This is a genomic window from Cellulomonas sp., from assembly GCF_035634735.1.
Classification (GTDB): Bacteria; Actinomycetota; Actinomycetes; order Actinomycetales; family Cellulomonadaceae; genus Cellulomonas.
The window spans coordinates 23,559-39,806 of record NZ_DASQCJ010000058.1; the positions used below are offsets into that span (position 1 = coordinate 23,559).

A 16,248-nucleotide genomic window follows, 5' to 3' on the forward strand; every position below is an offset into this window, starting at 1 on the left:
GGCGCGCGATGACCGACGGCCTGGCCCGGGTCCCGAAGCTGACGTCGCGCTCGGGGTGGCGCTGGATCATCGCGACGGCCGTCGCGATGATCGCGGTCGGGGCGTACCTCGGGGTCACCCAGCCGGAGAACCGCATCTTCGTGGTGACGGTGCTGCCCGCGCTCTTCGCGTTCTTCGCCGTCCTGGCGTGGTACTCGGAGTGGCTCGACCCGGCCGCTGGCACCCTGGTCCGGGTCCGCTGCCGGCTGTGGCGGACGAGCGTGCAGCTCGAGCCGGGGACCTCCGTGTCGCTGGTGTCGAACCGCGGCGGCTCCCTCCTGCTCCGCGTCCGCCCCGCGCATGGGCGTGGGCTCCACGTGCCCGTCGTCGCGCGGACCGACTACGTCGAGAAGTCCCAGCCGCCGGCCCTGCTGCGGCTGCTCGCGGACACCGTCGAGCAGCATCGCGCGGGCGGGGCGCGCCCGGTCGCCGAGGCGCTGCGGAAGCAGGCCGACCACCTCGAGGCGGGCGGGACCGTCGCGTCGTCCCCGCTCGCGGGGCTCATCACCACGGGGATGCTGACCGCCGCGAAGGCCGGCGGCGCGGGCGCGATCGGCGGGCACCTGGGCTGACGGCCCGCCCCCCCGGGGGGATCAGTCCACCGGCGGTCTCCGCGCCTCGATCAGGTGCCGCGTCGCGTGCGCCACGACCGGCCGCCCCGCGCGCATCTGCACGTCGAGCGCCCGCAGCGTGCCCTCGTACCGCTCGACCGAGAAGTCCGGCACCCACCACACGCACTTCCGCAGCACCCAGATCACCGCGCCGACGTCGTGGAGCTCCATCCGGCAGGTCGCGCGCCGCAGGTCGACGACGGTCAGCCCCGCCCGCTCGGCGTCGGCCGCCTCGTCGTCGGGGTCGCGGGCGACCGGCCCCGGGACCGGACCGACGAACCGCTCGATCAGCTCGAACGCCGACCGCGGTCCGACGTGCTGCGCGAGGTAGGTGCCGCCCGGCCGCAGCACGCGGTGGATCTCAGCCCAGTCCGGCGCGACGGGGTGCCGGGCCGTGACCAGCTCGAACGACGCGTCGGGCAGCCGTACGCCGTCGCCCGGCTCGACGACCTCGACACCGCGCGGCCCGAGCAGGTCCCGGGCGCGGCGCGCGTTCGGCGGCCAGCCCTCGGTGACGACCATCCGCGGCGGGAGCACCGGCGCCTCGGCGACGACCTCGCCGCCGCCGGTGTCGACGTCGAGCGCCGAGCCGACGCGCGCGAGCCGGTCGGCCAGCAGCCGGGCGTAGCCCCACGGCGGTCGCTCCTCGGTGGCGCGGCCGTCCAGCCAGCCGAATCCCCAGCCGGTGACGTCGGCGGCGACCGCCTCGGCGGCCAGGTCCTCGAACGAGCGCATCGCGGCATCGTCGCACCGCGGGCGGGGCGGGGTCGCGCTCATTCCAGGCGCCCCGTGCGGGTGACGCCGGGGCCGACGCCGCCCGCCGCCGCGCGCGGCGCCCTACGGTGACGGAACGCGAGGCGGAGGAGGACCGGGTGCGACGACGGGGGTGGGTGCTGCTCCGGGTCTTCCTGTCCCGGGCCGACGACGGCGCGACGCACGTGCTGCCGGGGGCGGCCCCGTGACGCCGACGGTGGAGGAGCCCGGCGCTGATCGCGCCGGGACGACGGGCCCGCATCGGCGGCACCCGGCCTGGGACCTCCTGTGGACCGTGCCGCTCGCCCTGCTGATCTCGATCCTCCCGGTGGGCTGGGCGAGCCTCGCCTGGTGCGGGGTGTGGGGGTGCGCCGGCGGCCCCCGCGGCGACGTGCGCGACGTCGTCGGTCCGGCGCTGCTCGTCGGGGCGCTCGTCGGGGCGGCGGTCGTGATCGTGCCCTGGACGGAGCACCGACCGCGGCGCGCTCTGGGGTCGGCGGGCGTCGGACTGGTCGCCGCGGTGCTGGCGTTCCTCTGGGTGGTCCTGCGCTAGACCGCCAGCAGCGCGGCCGCGACCGCCCGGGCCCGCGCGAACGGCCGGTCGAGCGTCCCCATCCCCACGGTGACGATCGCGCCCTCGTACAGCAGCATCAGCGCCCGCGCGGTGTCCTCGGGCTCCCGCACGCCGGCCTCCCGGCAGAGGTCCGCCAGCAGCCCGAGCTGCCACGCCTTCTCCGCGGCGACCTCCGCGAGCACCGCGTCCCCGTCCCCGGCGGACGACTCGGCCCGGGCGTTGATCGCGCTGCACCCCCGCGGGCTGTGCGCCGTCGACCAGGACTGCGCCGCGTCGAACACGGCCAGCACCCGGTCCGGCCCCGGCTCCGGCACGCGGTCCAGCGTGGCCAGCAGGTGCTCGCGCCAGCGCGCGTCCCGCGCCCGCAGGTACGCGACGACCAGCGCCTCCTTCGACCCGAACCGGTCGTAGAGCGTCTTCTTGGTGACCCCCGCGGCCTCGGCGATGCCGTCGACCCCGACGGCGTGGATGCCGCGCTCGTAGAACAGCTCGGACGCGGCGTCGAGCACGCGCTGCGCGGCGGGGGTGAGCGGGGCGGCGGGGCAGGGCGCGACCATGCCTCGACCATACCGATCGGTGTACCCGGGTGGCCCGGCCCGTCACGACACCAGGATCTGCGTCGCCGACTCCTTCAGGCGGCTGTTCGCCCACTTCGCCTGCCGCAGGTTCTCCGGGTGGCAGCGCTGCGTGAGCGCCAGCAGGTCGTGGTGCCGGATGCCCTGCGCCGCCTGCCCGAGCAGCTCCCAGTCGACGGAGACGCCCTGCGCGCTGAGGTAGACGTGCCGCAGGTCGCGCAGCAGGGCCAGCTCCGGCGGCCCGGACCGCCCGACGACCTCGCCCGCGCGCTCCCGGACGCGCTTCACCAGCCCGTCGTCGTGCACCGGGTCGGGGTCCAGGTCGAGGCCGTAGCCGGCGCCGACCTCGGCGATCCGCCGCACGTGGTCGGCCGACCACCCGGCCAGGTCGCGCGCCACGTGGTAGATCTCGTGGTCCGTCCCGTGCCGCTCGGACAGCCGCAGCAGGTCCTCGGCCAGCTCGGTCTCGGACCGGTGCAGCTCCCGCAGGGCCAGGTCGATCTTCATCGCCCCTCCTCCTCGCCGGCGGTCGGGCTGCTGGTGGGGCGCGCACCCGGCGCCCGCGGCGGCCCGACCTCCTCCCGGACCTCCGCCGCGGGGCCGCCGACGGTCGCGGGCACCCGGGCCGCGACCGGTGCGGAGGCCGTGGTCGTCGGGGCGGGCGACGGCCCGGTGCCGCGGCGGACCAGGGTCACGCGCGCGGCGGCGGTCTTGAACAGCGGCTGCTTGGAGCAGGCGTCCCAGTCGGTGAGCGTCAGCTCGTTCGCGGCGCGCCCCGCGCCGCCCGGCTCGTGCCCGGCCGCCGTGTCCTAGTAGCCGTAGTGGAACGGCAGGAACACGACGCCGGGCCGGATGCCGCTGACCCGGACGGCGCCCTCGACCCGGCCGCGGGGCGTCCTGACCTCGACGACGTCCCCCTCCTCGACGTCGAGCGCCACGGCGTCGGCGGCAGACAGCTCGACCCAGACGTCGGGCGCGGCGCGGTCGAGCTGCGGGGCGCGGCCCGTCTTGGTCCGGGTGTGGAACTGGTAGAGCGTCCGCCCGGTGATGAGCTGGAGCGGGTACTCCTCGCTCGGGAGCTCGTGCGGCGGCAGGTACGGCGCGGCCTTGATCAGGGCGCGGCCCTCGGGGTTGAGCGCGCGGTACTCGGTCTCCTCCATCGGCGCGCCGGTGACGAGGTCCCGCCCGTACGCCTCGGCCACGTCGGGGGCCGCCCAGAACCGCCCGCCCTCGTACAGCCGCTCGGTGCCGTCCGGGTGCTCCGCGGTGCACGGCCACTGCACGCCGGACCCGCCGCGGAGCTGGTCGTAGGACATGGCGGTGTAGTCGCAGGGGCGCCCGCGGCTGCACTCCTGCCAGGCCGCGAACGCCGACTCGGGGTCGTGCCAGTGCACGAGCGGCGTGCCGTCCTTCCCGCGGAAGTCCATCCGCCGGGCGAAGTCGAGGAAGATGTCGAGGTCCGCGCGCGCCTCGCCGGGCGGGTCGACCGCCTTGTCCGACAGGTGCACCGTGCGGTCGACGTTCGTGAACGTGCCGGTCTTCTCGCCCCAGGTCGCGGCGGGCAGCACCACGTCGGCGACCTGCGCGGTCTCCGACAGGAACACGTCCTGGACAACCAGGAACACCCGGTCCTGGGTCAGCACCGACCGCACCCGCCCGAGCTCCGGGAGCGACACCAGCGGGTTGGTCGCCTGCACCCACAGCATGCCCATCGAGCCGTCCTCGAGGTACCGGAGCATCTGCATGACGTGCGTGGGCGGCGACCAGTGCGGGATGGCGTCGGGCTCGACGTTCCACACCCGGGCGAGGTCGGCGACCTGCGCGGCGTTCGACCAGTTCCGGAAGCCGGCCAGGTCGCCGTCGGCGCCGCACTCCCGGGTGTTCTCCGCCGTCGGCTGCCCGTTCATCTGCAGCACGCCCCGGCCGGGCGCCCCGAGCATCCCCCGGACCAGGTGCAGGTTGTTGACCTGCACCGCCGCGGCCGTGGCCTGGTTCGACTGGTAGAAGCCCTGCAGCACCGTCGACAGCAGCCGGTCGGCGGTGCCGACGAGCTCCGCGGCGGCGCGCAGGTCGTCCGCGGGGACGTCGCAGATCCGCGCGACCCGCTCCGGCGGGTAGTCCGCCACCATCTGGGCCAGCTCGGCGAACCCGACGGTGTGCGCCGCGACGTACTCGTGGTCGACCCAGCCGCGCGCCAGCACCTCGTGCAGCAGGCCGTTCATCAGCGCCACGTTCGTGCCCGGCCGTGGCGCGAGGTGCACGGTCGCGGCCCGCGCCACCGGGGTGAGCCGCGGGTCGACGCACAGCACCCGCGGCGGGTTCGGCCCGGCGAGCCGGTCGAGGACCCGGGTCCACAGCACCGACTGCGTCTCGGCCATGTTGTGGCCGAACAGGGCGATCGCGTCCGCGTGGTCGACGTCGGTGTACGAGCCCGGCTGGCCGTCGCAGCCGAACGACTCCTTGAGCGCCGCCGCGGCGGTCGCCGTGCACAGCCGGGTGTTGCCGTCGACGTGGTTGGTGCCGATCCCCGCGTGGGCGACGACGCCGAGCGTGTAGTACTCCTCGAGGAACAGCTGGCCCGAGGTGTAGAACCCGATCGAGCCCGCCCCGCGCTCGGCCAGCAGCGCCCGCGTCCGCTCGACGACCAGCCCCATCGCCTCGTCCCAGGACGCCTCGACCAGCCGGCCGTCCCTGCGGACCAGCGGGCGGGTCAGCCGGTCGGGGGAGCCGTTCGCCTGCCAGCCGTACAGGTCCTTCGGGCCGAGCCGGCCGTGGTTGACCCGGTCGACGGACCGGCCCCGCACCCCCACGATCCGGCCGTCCCGGACCGCGATGTCGAGCGCGTCGCCGTTCGAGTGCAGGACCGACGCGCTCTGCACCCAGCGGTCGACGTCCTGCTCGGTCAGCCCCTCCGCGGGGAACTGGTCGACCCGGGTGGGCCAGGTCTCGCCCGGTCCGTACGGGGTGCGCGTGCCCCAGGGCTGCGCGACCCGGTCGACGGTCGCCATCGGACGCCTCCGCCTCGTCGTCGAGGACCCGGGCCGGCTGCACGACCCTGCGACCAGTGAAGGAGCCTCGGCGCGCGGGCGCAAGAGGGGTCGCCGCAGCGCGCTCGCCGGGCGCGCGGATATACCGATCGGTATAGTCGCCGACCATGAGTAGACAGATCGGTGTACTCGGGCGCGCGCTGCCGGCGCTGGCGGCCGCCGCGTTCGTCGCCACCTGGAGCTCGGGCTTCGTCATCGCGAAGGTGGCGACCGTCGACGCCGCCCCGCTGACGCTGCTGGTCTGGCGGTTCGTGCCGGTCGCGGTCGGGCTGGTCGCGGTGACGCTCGCGACCGGCACGGCCCGCGGCGTCCCGCGGGCGGACCTGCGCCGGCAGGCGGTGATCGGCCTGTTCGCGCAGCTCGGGTACGTCGTCTGCGTGTACGCGGCGATCGCGGCGGGCGTCGCGACCGGGACGACCGCGCTCATCGACGCCGTGCAGCCGCTGGTGGTGGCGACGCTGGTGGGGCCGCTGCTCGGGCTGCGGGTGCGCGGCGCGCAGTGGGCCGGGCTCGGGGTCGGCGCGGCCGGGGTGCTCCTCGTGGTGCGGTCGCAGCTCGGCGGGTCGCAGGCGCCCGCGGCGGCGTACCTGCTGCCGCTCGCGGCGATGGGGTGCCTGGTGGCGGCGACGTTCCTCGAGCGGCGGTCGCCGTCGCGCCCGCCGGTGCTCGTGGTCCTGACGGTGCAGGTGGTGGTGACGGCGGCGGTGCTGCTGGTCGCCGCGGCGGTCGCGGGCGCGCTCGTCCCGCCGGCGGACCCGGGGTTCTGGGTCGCGACCGCGCTCGCGGCCGTGCTGCCGACGCTCGCCGCCTACGGGCTGTACTGGTGGCTGCTGCGCCGGGTCGGCGTCACGGCGCTCAACGCGCTGCTGTTCCTGGTGGCGCCGGCGACCGCCGCGGCCGGGGCCGTCGGGCTGGGGGAGCCGCTCACCGCGGCGACGCTCGTGGGGTTCGTGCTGTGCGGCGCCGGGGTCGCGGTGGTGCTGGTGGTCGAGGCGCGGGCGGCGCGTGCTGCCCGGGTCGCGCCCGCGGGCGGCGCGGGCGGGGTCGACGCGGGTGGGGTCGACGCGGGCGAGGCCGTCACCGGCGCCGAGCGGCCCGCCCCGCCCCGAACGGCCCCCCGAACACGATCGTGATCCCCAGGACGAACCCGAAGTCGTACCAGTTGCCCGAGTTGAACACCTCGTACGGCGAGACGGTCCGGGTGAACAGGGACACGATCCAGGTGACCGGCAGGATGATCCCGTGCCAGAGCCCGAGCCAGAACCCCGCGGGCTCCGCGGCCCCGGGCGGCGCCTGACCGACCTCGGGGTTCACGCCGGCCGCGCACGCGGCGAGCAGCAGCGCGGTCGCAGCGGCGACCCCGGCGGCGGCGAGCACACGGGCGCGCGTGCGCGTGCGGCGGGCGCGGCGGATGTCCATGCCGCCCATGCTGGCAGCGGGCCTCGCAGTCGGGCGGGACGCGGCGCGAGGTCGGCGGTTCCGCCCGAGGTCGTCGGTTGCGCCGCCCCGCTGATGGCCGGAACCGACGACCTCGGCCGCGTGCGGGCGCTCAGCCCTCGCGGGCGCCCGTGCTCTCCCGCGCGCGGACCGCGTGCGGCGCCGTGACCTCCACCGCCGGCGCGTCCGGGTCGGCGATCCGCGCGGCGATCCGCGCCACCGCCTCGCGCGCGATGAACGGCGTGTCCAGCGACACCGTCGACAGCGTCGGGCGCGAGTACCGGCCCTCCTCGATGTCGTCGATCCCGATGACCGCGACGTCCTCCGGCACCCGCAGCCCGGCGTCGAACACGGCGCGCATCGCGCCCATCGCGAGCAGGTCGGAGTAGCAGAAGATCGCGTCCGGCCGGTCGGGCAGCGCGAGCAGCGAGGCCGCCGCGGCGTACCCGTCGGCGCGCCGGTAGTGGGCGGCGGCGCGCATCAGGGCCGGGTCCACCGGCAGGCCGGCTGCGCCCAGCGCCCGCTCGTACCCCGTCGTCCGCTGCTGCGGCGTCGCGTACGACTCCTCCGGCTGCGCCCCGATCGCCGCGATCCGGGTCCGGCCGACGGCGACCAGGTGCCCCACCGCGTCGGCCGCGGCCTGCACGTTGTCGATCGCGACGTGGTCGTACCGGCCGTCGAAGTCGTGCTCGCCGAGCAGCACGAGCGGCATGGTCGACGCGCCCTGCATCTCCAGCAGCTCGGCCCGCGTCACCAGGGGGCTGAACAGCACGCCGTCGAACAGCATCGTCCGGTCGGCCCCGGTGAGGAGCTGCCGCTCGCGCTCGTGGTCGTGCCCCGTCTGGTCGACCATCACGCGGTAGCCGAGGTCGGCGGCGGCGTTGATGACCTCGCGCGCCAGCTCGGCGAAGTACGGCAGGTCGATCTCGGGGACCACCAGCGCGAGCACGCCGGTGCGGCCGGTGCGCAGGGTGCGGGCGACGGGGTTGGGCCGGTAGTCCAGCTCCTCGATCGCGGCGAGCACGCGGGTGCGCATGCGCTCGCTGACGTGCGTGTACCCGCTGACCACGTTCGACACGGTCCGCACGGAGACCTGGGCGTGCTCGGCGACGTCGCGCAGGGTCGCGGCCATGCCACCTCCTCGTCGTGGGTGAGGCCAGCATAGGGGTCTTGCAACGTGTGCAAAGAGGGTCTACTTTGCACACGTTGGCAAAGACGCAAGCCGGACCCGACGACGCCCCGCCCCCGCGGCGTCGTCGCCCGATCGCACAAGGGAGTGCCGATGCACCCGACCCACCCCGCGCGGCGAGCCCGCGGCGGCCGCCCGATCGCCCTGGTGGCGACCGCGCTCGCCGCCGCGACCGCCCTCGCCGCCTGCGGCCCCTCCATCTCCGGCGGCTCCGGGGACGGCTCCGACGGCGGCAGCAGCACCGCGGCCGACGCCGACCGTCTCCAGGCCCCCACCGGCGACAGCCCCAGCGGCGAGATCACGATCTGGGACCGCTCCGGCGACCTGTTCAACGTCTTCGACGCCGTGATCGACGACTTCAACGAGGTGTACCCGGACATCGTGGTGCACCACGAGGCGGTCGACATCGACGCGAAGCTGCAGAACACGCTCATCACCGAGACCGACGTCCCCGACGGCGTGTTCCTCGACGACGCCAAGGTCGCGGGCTACGCGGACTACCTGTGGGACCTCACGGACGTCCTCGAGCCGTACACCGACGACATCGCGCCGCAGAAGATCGACGTGAACTCGCTCGACGGCGGCATCTACGGCGTCCCGTTCGACCTCGACCCGGGCCTGCTGTTCTACAACGCGACCGCGCTGGAGGCGGCCGGCGTCGACGTCACGCAGATCGAGACCTACGACGACCTGCTCGAGGCCGCGCGGCAGTACCAGGCCGCGGTGCCGGGGTCGAAGCCGATCCACCTGGAGCAGAGCGCGTTCCTCGGCCAGCTGCAGCTGGAGATGTACGCCAGCCAGCTCGGCACGTCGATCGCGGACGAGAACGGCGAGCTGCGCCTCGACTCCGACGCCTACCGGCAGATCCTCGGCTGGCTCGACACGGTGCAGACCGAGGGCCTCGGCACCCGCGCCGAGTACCTGTCGCCGAGCGACGTGGGCCCGCTGGAGAACGGCCAGCAGGTCTTCTACCCGTGGGCCATCTGGTTCTCGTTCGCCCCGGAGCAGCAGCTCACCCAGACGTCCGGCGACTGGCGGGCCATGCCGCTGCCGGCGTGGGAGGCGGGCGGCGCGCGGTCCGGCGCGATGGGCGGCTCGTCGTTCGTGCTCCCGAAGGCGGGGGAGAGCTCCGAGCTCGCGTGGCTGTTCTACGAGTTCCTCATGTACGACGAGGCCGGCTACTCCGCGGTCTGGGGCCCGAACGACACCTACCCGAACGGCCTCGCCACCTCGATCCCGGCGTACGCGCCGGCGGCCGACCCCGAGAAGCCGCTGTTCGGCCCGGTGGCCGGGCTGGGCGACCAGGACCTGTGGACCACCGCCGTCGAGGCCGGGTCCGAGATCCCCGGCGGCGCGCCGACGCCGTCGTGGTGGGCGGGCGCGGTCGACTACCTGGGGACGAACGTGCAGCGCATGCTCGACGGCGAGCTCACGCCGGACCAGGTGATCGAGCAGTCGACCGCCGACATCCAGGCCAACCTCGTGGACCGGCAGTGACGGCTGCCGCCACCACCGCACGCGTCGCGACCCGGGGCAGGGTGCGCCCGCACCTGCCCCGGGCCGTGGCCCCGTACGTGTTCGTCGCCCCGTTCGTCGCGATCTTCGTGGCCTTCAGCGTCTACCCGATGCTGTTCACCCTCCGGCTGTCCTTCACGAACTGGCGAGGCAGCGGCGCGGCGGAGTGGGTCGGGCTCGGGAACTACACCTACCTGCTCGGCAACGAGGCGTTCTGGTCGTCGCTGGGCAACTCCGCCGTGCTGTGGCTGCTGATCGTGCCGGTGCAGATGGCGCTCGCCCTCGTGGTCGCCGTGCTGCTCGACAACGCGAAGACCCGGATGCGCGGCTTCTACCGGATCGCGTTCCTGGTGCCGTTCGTGACGCCGCTGGTCGCGGTCGCGCAGATCTGGGTCGTCGTGTTCGACCGGGACTACGGCGCGGTCAACGGCCTGCTGAACCTGGTCGGGCTGCCCGACGTCGGCTGGCTGACGACGACGCAGTGGGCCAAGCCGACCCTCGCGCTGCTGTTCCTGTGGAAGACCACGGGTTTCATCGTCGTGATCCTGCTGTCCGGGCTGCAGTCCATCGACGGCGCGGTCTACGAGGCCGCCTCGATCGACGGGGCGTCGCCGGTGCGGCGGTTCTGGAGCATCACCGTCCCGCTGGTGCGCCGCACGCTGATGTTCTCCGTCGTGCTGCAGACGCTCGCGGTGTTCCAGATGTTCGCCGAGCCGTTCGTCGTCACCGACGGCGGCCCGTACGGATCGACGACCACGGCCGGCCTGCACCTGTACGACCACATCAACCGGGCCGACCTCGGCACCGGCGCGGCCAACTCGTTCCTGCTCGTGATCATCGTGATGGCGCTGTCGCTGGGGTTCGTGCGGCTGCTCCGGTCGGAGGACTGATGACCGCCACCGAGACCCGCCCCGTGGGCTCCTCGCCCCGCTCGCCGCGGCGCCCCGCCGCCCCTGTCGACGGCCGCCCCCGCGGCCCGCGCCGCCGCTGGGCGCCCGGCCCGCTCGGCACCCAGGTGTTCCTGCTCGTGCTGGCGCTCGCGTTCCTCGCGCCGGTCGTGTGGGCGCTGGTGTCCGCGTTCAAGCCGGCGACCCAGATCGTCGGCGACCCGCTCGGGCTCGACCCGTCGACGCTGACGCTGGAGAACTTCCGGCGGATGTTCGCGGACGTGCCGATCGGCCAGGGCTTCCTCAACACCGCCGTCGTGCTGGTCGTGAAGGGCTCGCTGACGCTGTTCTGCGCGCCGCTCGCGGCCTACGCGTTCGCGAAGTACACCTTCCGCGGACGGGACCTGCTGTTCGGCACCGTGCTCATCACGCTCATGCTCCCGACGATCGTGCTGATCATCCCGCTGCTGCTGGAGATGAAGGAGCTCGGCTGGGTCAACACGTACCAGGCGCTGATCCTCCCCGGCGCGGTCGACGCGTTCGCGATCTTCTGGATGCGCCAGGTGATCGCCGCCGTCCCCGACGAGCTTCTCGACGCCGCCCGCGTCGACGGCTGCACCGAGTTCGGCATCTTCTGGCGGATCGTGCTGCCGGTGATCCGGCCGGCGCTCGCCGGCCTCGCGGTGCTGACCGTCATGAACATCTACAACGACTTCGTCTGGCCGGTCGTCGCCGCCTCGTCCTCGCGGATGGCGACGCTCCAGGTCGTGCTGTCGACGCTCGCGCAGAACATCACCGGCAACCGGATCGGCGCCGACTACGCCACCGTCACCGGCGAGCTGCTGGCCGCCGCGTCGATCGCGCTCATCCCGCTCCTGCTCGTCTTCATCGCCCTCCAGAAGCACTTCATCAACGGCATCCTCGCCGGAAGCGTCAAGGGCTGATCCCGCTCCTCCTCGAAAGGCCGTCCTCGATGACCGCAGCCCTGCCCGCCGTCCCCCGCCCCGAGTACCCGCGCCCCGACCTCGACCGGTCCGCGAGGTGGGTCGCGCTCAACGGCACCTGGGACCTCGACCTCCCCGACGGCACCGTGCCCGTGGTGGTGCCGTTCGCCTGGGAGACCGCGGCCTCCGGCGTCGCCCGCACCTGGCTCGAGCACGCCACCTACCGCCGGTCGATCACCGTCCCCGCCGACTGGGCCGGGGCGCGCCCGCTGCTCTGCTTCGGCGCCGTGCACCACCGCGCGGTCGTCCGGGTCGACGGGGTGCCGGTCGCCGACCACGCCGGCGGGTACACGCCGTTCGAGGTCGACCTGACCGGGGTCCTCGCGCCCGGCGCCACCGGCGTGCTCGAGGTCGAGGTCGACGCGCCGGCCGACAAGCGGTCCGTCCCGCACGGCAAGCAGCGGTCGATCCCGCGGGACGACTACGACGGGGTGTCCTTCACGCCGACGTCGGGCATCTGGCAGAGCGTGTGGCTGGAGGCGCGCGGCTCGACCTACGCCGCCTCGGTGGCGGCGCGCGGCGACTCGCTCGCGGGCCTCGACATGACGGTGGCCCTGGCGGGGTCGGCGCCGGCCGGCTCCCGGGTCGAGGTGGCGGTCGTCGAGGGATCGGCGGCGGGGGAGCGGGTCTCCCTGGTCGCGGGCGCCGACGGCGTGGCGCGGGGTCGGCTCGACCTGGCGGAGCCGCGGACCTGGAGCCCCGCCGACCCGCACCTGTACGTGCTGGCGGTGTCGACCGACGACGGGACGCCGGGCGACGTCGACGGGGTCCGGGTGACCGCGGGCCTGCGCCGCGTCGAGACCGCGGGCGAGCACCTGCTGCTTAACGGCGAGCGCCTCTACGTCGCCGGCGTCCTCGACCAGGGCTACTGGCCGGGCACCGGCCCGACCGCGCCCGACGAGGCGGCGCTGCTCGCGGACCTGGAGCTCGCCCGGGACCTCGGCTACACGCTGGTCCGCAAGCACATCAAGCTCGAGGACCCGCGCTGGCTGCACGCCGCCGACCGGATGGGCATGCTCGTCTGGGCCGAGCCGCCGGCGCCCAGCCGGTTCAGCGCGGCCGCGGCCGCGGCGTTCGAGGCGCAGCTCGCGCCGATGGTCGACCGCGACGGCAACCACCCGTCGATCGTCATCTGGGGCCTGTACAACGAGGAGTGGGGGCTCGACTGGGACATCCCGGGGTCCCCGGAGCGCGCCGCGGCGGCGGCCCGGGCGTACGACCTGCTCCGGTCGCTCGACGACACCCGGCCGATCGTGGAGAACTCGGGCTGGGCGCACGTCCGCACCGACCTGGTCGACTGGCACTACTACGACGAGGACCCCGCGGCCTGGGCGGCGAACCTCGCGGCGCTCGCGGACGGCACCCGCGAGGACTTCCCGGTGAAGCTGGGGCCGGACTTCGTGGTGGACAAGTCGCTCTACGGGTCGGCGTCGTTCCCGCGCACGGGCGTGCCGGTGCTGAACAGCGAGTACGGCGCCGGGTTCACCTCGCTGGAGCGCGGCTGGCACCTGCGGTGGCAGACCCAGGAGCTCCGCCGGCACGACCGGTTCGTCGGCTACGTGTACACCGAGCTCACCGACGTCGAGCACGAGATGGCCGGCCTGCGCGACGCCGACCGGCGCCCCAAGGACCTGGGCGGCGTCGACCCGCGGGACGTGAACGCGCCGACGACCCTCGTGCTGGACCTGGTCCCGGCGCACGCCGGGGCGGACATCCCGGTCCCGGCGGGTCCGCTGGACCTCGACGTGCACGTGTCGCACCACGGGGCGTCGCCGCTGCTCGGGCGGGTGCGGGCGGCGTGGGTGCCGGCGGGGACGCCGTTCGGTGCGGCGCCGGCGGCGGCCGACGCGGAGTCGGAGCCGGTCAAGGCGGAGCCGTACGTGCTCAGCGGTGCGGTGCGGGTGCCGGTGCCGGCGCCCGGCGCGGTGCCGGCGGCCCGGCTGCACGTGTGGCTGGTCGACGAGGACGACCGCGTCCGCGCGCGGGCCTACGTCGACGCGGCCCCGATCGAGCCCCCGAACCGCCGCGGCGCCCGGCCCGCCGCGTCCTGACCCGCGCGGGTGCCCCCGACCGGGTGGTCGTGGCGGCACCCGCGCGACCGGCTGTCGCGGCCGCCGTTACAGTGCGTCACGTGACCTCGTTCTACGACGACCCGGACGCCGCGATCGAGCGCGTGCAGGCCGACATCCGCGCCGCGCAGGAGCGCGCCGTCAAGGCCGCCGAGGTGAAGGAGGCGCTCGACCGGCTCCGCGGGCGCGCCCGCAGCCCTCGCGGCGAGGTGACCGCCGAGGCCGACCCGTCGGGCCAGCTCGTCGACCTCCAGCTCGCCGACGGCGTCACCGACCTCGCACCGCGTGACCTGGCCGCGCTCATCGTCGAGACCGTGCGCGCCGCCGGCCGCGACGCCGGCCGGCAGGCGCTCGCCGTCACGGCCGACGCGTTCGGCGAGGAGTCCCCGGTGACCGAGCACCTCCGCGGCGAGCTCGCAGGCCGGCTGCGGTGATCGCGTGAGCGGGGGCTTCGAGGTCGACACCGAGGTGCTGCGCCGGCACAGCACGCGCGTCGGCCAGGTGTCCGGCGACCTGGGCACCGCGCAGTCGGCGGCGGGGTCCGTCGACCTGCACGGCGGGGCGTTCGGCATCCTGTGCTCGTTCCTGCCGGGCATCGTCTCCGGCGTCGACGGCGCCGCGCGGGACGCCATCACGGCGATGCGCGAGGCCACCGACGGCATGGTCGCCGAGCTGGGCGCGATGGCGCGCTCGATCGACGAGGCCGACCAGCGCGTCGAGGCCCGCATGCAGTCCATCGCCCGCGTGCTCGACCGGTGACGGCCAATCCCCTGGTCGCGGGGCCGGTCGACACCTCGACCGCGTTCGGCGGAGCGGGTCTGCTCGACTCCGTCAGCCAGCTGTCCGCGTCGCTGCAGTCGGGCGACTGGCTCGCGGCGGGGCTCGCCGGGGTCGGCGTCGCGCTGGACACCGCCGCCGCCGTCATGGACCCGCTGGGCTCGCTCATCGCCGCTGGGCTCGGCTGGCTCATGGAGCACCTGGAGCCGCTGAAGGGCTGGCTGAACGACCTGACCGGCGACGCCGGCGCCGTGCTCGGGTTCGCGGCGACCTGGGAGAACATCGCGACCGCGATGAACGGCGCGGGCGACGAGCTCAACCGCGTCGTCACCGCCGACCTCGAGGCCATGTCCGGCGCCTCGGTCGTCGCGTACGCGGCCTACGCGAACAACCTCGCGCACCGGGTACGCGCCGGCGGCGGCTCCGCGTCGGCCATGGCCTCCGCGCTGCGCACCTGCTCGACCGTCGTCCAGGTGGTGCACGACCTGGTGCGGGACACCCTGGCCCAGCTCGTCGGGTCGATCATCTCGTGGGCCGCGGAGCTCGTCGTCACCGTCGGGCTCGCGACGCCGTACGTGGTGTCGCAGGTGACGACGCGGGTGTCGTCGCTGGCGGTGCGGGTGGGGCGCTCGGTCACCGACCTGCTGACGTCGGCGAAGTCGCTCAAGGGTCTGCTGGAGGCGATGAAGGACGTGCTCGCGCGGCTGGCGTCCGGCGTGCGCGGGCGGCTGCCGGGCGGGAGCGGGGCGCCGTCCGCGCCGCGGGTGCCCGACGAGATCAGGCACTACGGCGGCTACTCGGCGCGGCCGCACGCGCGTCGAGGGTTCGACGCCGAGGAGGCCTGGGCCAACGAGGCGTACGAGGCGATTCGGTCGGACCCCGATTTCGCCGCAGATCTCGCGAGGGCCAATCCGGGATGGCGTCAGGATCAAGTTCATCAGGTGACCGATCACCTGATGCGGAACGAGCATCTGATCGAGGATTTCGAGACCGGGACCCTGGTCAGCCGCCGTTTCGACGCGGACGCCGATCAGGCCGAGGCGCTGATCCGACTCAGGGAGGGCAGAGGCACGTCGGAGGACCTGCTCCTGCTCCGACACGAGTGGGCCGAGTCCGAGTACCTTCGCCTTCACCCAGGGGCGACCTACCGGACGGCACATCAGCACGCCAACGCGATCGCCGACTGGGCGAGCGTGGTGAAGGCACGGAGAGGGTTCTGATGGGTATCGCTGTGTACGGACGCAAGGTCGCCGAGACCTCGGAGGAGGTCCGGTACGAGTACGCGGACGATCCGGACTCGGCCGTGGATGGCGTCCTCGTCATCGACAAGCGGCACCCGACGGAGAACTGGCACGTCGAGGGCGAGAACGCCTCGCCCGGGCTTGGGCGAAGGCTTGCCGCACGCGCGTACCGGCGCTTCCAGGAGACCGGAGAGTGGCCTGAGCGCGCCGCGCACATCGCGTGAGGTCGACCCTCGTCGAGCTCCGGGGGCATCCCGGGAGGGGCGACGTCGTCGTTCGTCTGGGAACGGTGAAGCGCGCTGATCGAGGTCGCCGTCGTGGGGGTCGACGTCTGCGCACGCACGCCACGATCAACCAAGGCGGTGGCCACTGATGGCGACACTGGGGTTCGGGCGGCTGGTGGGCGAGGACGCGGACGCCGTCCGGTACGAGTTCGGCTCCGGGCCGGACGCGATCGAGGGGACGGTGGTGATCCCGGTGAGCGATCCCGGACAGTGGTACGTCGACGGGGGCGAGGAGAGGTCCGTGCT

17 protein-coding genes are annotated in these 16,248 nt (G+C 74.6%); 11 read left to right on the forward strand and 6 right to left on the reverse strand.

Annotated elements, in window-relative coordinates; translation table 11 throughout:
• Positions 1-8: 8 nt before the first annotated feature.
• Positions 9-611 (forward strand): hypothetical protein, encoded by a 603-nt coding sequence (locus tag VER05_RS05610; RefSeq protein ID WP_324844405.1) that lies wholly within the window; start codon positions 9-11, stop codon positions 609-611.
• Positions 612-632: 21 nt separating this feature from the next.
• On the opposite strand, the gene VER05_RS05615 is transcribed toward VER05_RS05610, so the two are convergent.
• Positions 633-1,385, reverse strand: a complete 753-nt coding sequence (locus VER05_RS05615; RefSeq protein ID WP_324844406.1) for an SAM-dependent methyltransferase — start codon at positions 1,383-1,385, stop codon at positions 633-635.
• A 223-nt stretch (positions 1,386-1,608) separates the two neighbouring features.
• On the opposite strand from VER05_RS05615, the gene VER05_RS05620 reads away from it, so the two are divergent.
• Complete coding sequence (locus tag VER05_RS05620; protein ID WP_324844407.1) at positions 1,609-1,956, forward strand: hypothetical protein; 348 nt, start codon at positions 1,609-1,611, stop codon at positions 1,954-1,956.
• Here the strand turns inward: VER05_RS05620 and VER05_RS05625 are convergent.
• The 3 genes from VER05_RS05625 to VER05_RS05635 all read right to left on the reverse strand — a co-directional run bounded on the left by VER05_RS05625 (position 1,953) and on the right by VER05_RS05635 (position 5,560).
• Positions 1,953-2,534 (reverse strand): TetR/AcrR family transcriptional regulator, encoded by a 582-nt coding sequence (locus VER05_RS05625; RefSeq protein WP_324844408.1) that lies wholly within the window; start codon positions 2,532-2,534, stop codon positions 1,953-1,955. The genes VER05_RS05620 and VER05_RS05625 overlap by 4 nt on opposite strands.
• Positions 2,535-2,576: 42 nt before the next feature.
• Positions 2,577-3,059: a hypothetical protein gene (locus VER05_RS05630; RefSeq protein WP_324844409.1), complete on the reverse strand. Its 483-nt coding sequence runs from the start codon at positions 3,057-3,059 to the stop codon at positions 2,577-2,579.
• A gap of 302 nt (positions 3,060-3,361) precedes the next feature.
• Complete coding sequence (locus VER05_RS05635) at positions 3,362-5,560, reverse strand: molybdopterin oxidoreductase family protein (RefSeq protein WP_414647559.1); 2,199 nt, start codon at positions 5,558-5,560, stop codon at positions 3,362-3,364.
• Positions 5,561-5,706: 146 nt separating this feature from the next.
• On the opposite strand from VER05_RS05635, the gene VER05_RS05640 reads away from it, so the two are divergent.
• Positions 5,707-6,732, forward strand: coding sequence for a DMT family transporter (locus VER05_RS05640; protein ID WP_324844410.1), 1,026 nt, complete (start codon positions 5,707-5,709; stop codon positions 6,730-6,732).
• Here VER05_RS05640 and VER05_RS05645 read toward each other — a convergent pair.
• Positions 6,677-7,018: a hypothetical protein gene (locus tag VER05_RS05645; protein ID WP_324844411.1), complete on the reverse strand. Its 342-nt coding sequence runs from the start codon at positions 7,016-7,018 to the stop codon at positions 6,677-6,679. The genes VER05_RS05640 and VER05_RS05645 overlap by 56 nt on opposite strands.
• A 130-nt stretch (positions 7,019-7,148) precedes the next feature.
• On the reverse strand, positions 7,149-8,168 hold the full coding sequence (locus VER05_RS05650) for a LacI family DNA-binding transcriptional regulator (protein WP_324844412.1): 1,020 nt from the start codon (positions 8,166-8,168) through the stop codon (positions 7,149-7,151).
• Between the two features lie 150 nt (positions 8,169-8,318).
• On the opposite strand from VER05_RS05650, the gene VER05_RS05655 reads away from it, so the two are divergent.
• From VER05_RS05655 to VER05_RS05690, 8 genes are all read left to right on the forward strand, one after another.
• Positions 8,319-9,722, forward strand: coding sequence for a sugar ABC transporter substrate-binding protein (locus VER05_RS05655; protein ID WP_324844413.1), 1,404 nt, complete (start codon positions 8,319-8,321; stop codon positions 9,720-9,722).
• A 41-nt stretch (positions 9,723-9,763) separates the two neighbouring features.
• The gene (locus tag VER05_RS05660; RefSeq protein WP_324844414.1) at positions 9,764-10,630 is read left to right on the forward strand and encodes a sugar ABC transporter permease; all 867 of its coding nucleotides are present in this window, start codon (positions 9,764-9,766) and stop codon (positions 10,628-10,630) included.
• On the forward strand, positions 10,630-11,571 hold the full coding sequence (locus tag VER05_RS05665) for a carbohydrate ABC transporter permease (protein WP_324844415.1): 942 nt from the start codon (positions 10,630-10,632) through the stop codon (positions 11,569-11,571). The genes VER05_RS05660 and VER05_RS05665 overlap by 1 nt, the downstream gene beginning before the upstream one ends.
• Before the next feature lie 29 nt (positions 11,572-11,600).
• The gene (locus VER05_RS05670; RefSeq protein WP_324844416.1) at positions 11,601-13,682 is read left to right on the forward strand and encodes a glycoside hydrolase family 2 protein; all 2,082 of its coding nucleotides are present in this window, start codon (positions 11,601-11,603) and stop codon (positions 13,680-13,682) included.
• 80 nt (positions 13,683-13,762) lie between these two features.
• Entirely contained in the window at positions 13,763-14,134 is a 372-nt protein-coding gene (locus VER05_RS05675) for a YbaB/EbfC family nucleoid-associated protein (protein WP_324844417.1), read from the forward strand.
• Positions 14,135-14,138: 4 nt separating this feature from the next.
• A complete protein-coding gene (locus VER05_RS05680; RefSeq protein ID WP_324844418.1) occupies positions 14,139-14,459 on the forward strand; it encodes a type VII secretion target in 321 nt (106 codons plus the stop codon).
• Positions 14,456-15,697, forward strand: a complete 1,242-nt coding sequence (locus tag VER05_RS05685) for a hypothetical protein (protein WP_324844419.1) — start codon at positions 14,456-14,458, stop codon at positions 15,695-15,697. The genes VER05_RS05680 and VER05_RS05685 overlap by 4 nt, the downstream gene beginning before the upstream one ends.
• Positions 15,697-15,942: a hypothetical protein gene (locus tag VER05_RS05690; protein ID WP_324844420.1), complete on the forward strand. Its 246-nt coding sequence runs from the start codon at positions 15,697-15,699 to the stop codon at positions 15,940-15,942. The genes VER05_RS05685 and VER05_RS05690 overlap by 1 nt, the downstream gene beginning before the upstream one ends.
• Positions 15,943-16,248 lie beyond the last annotated feature (306 nt).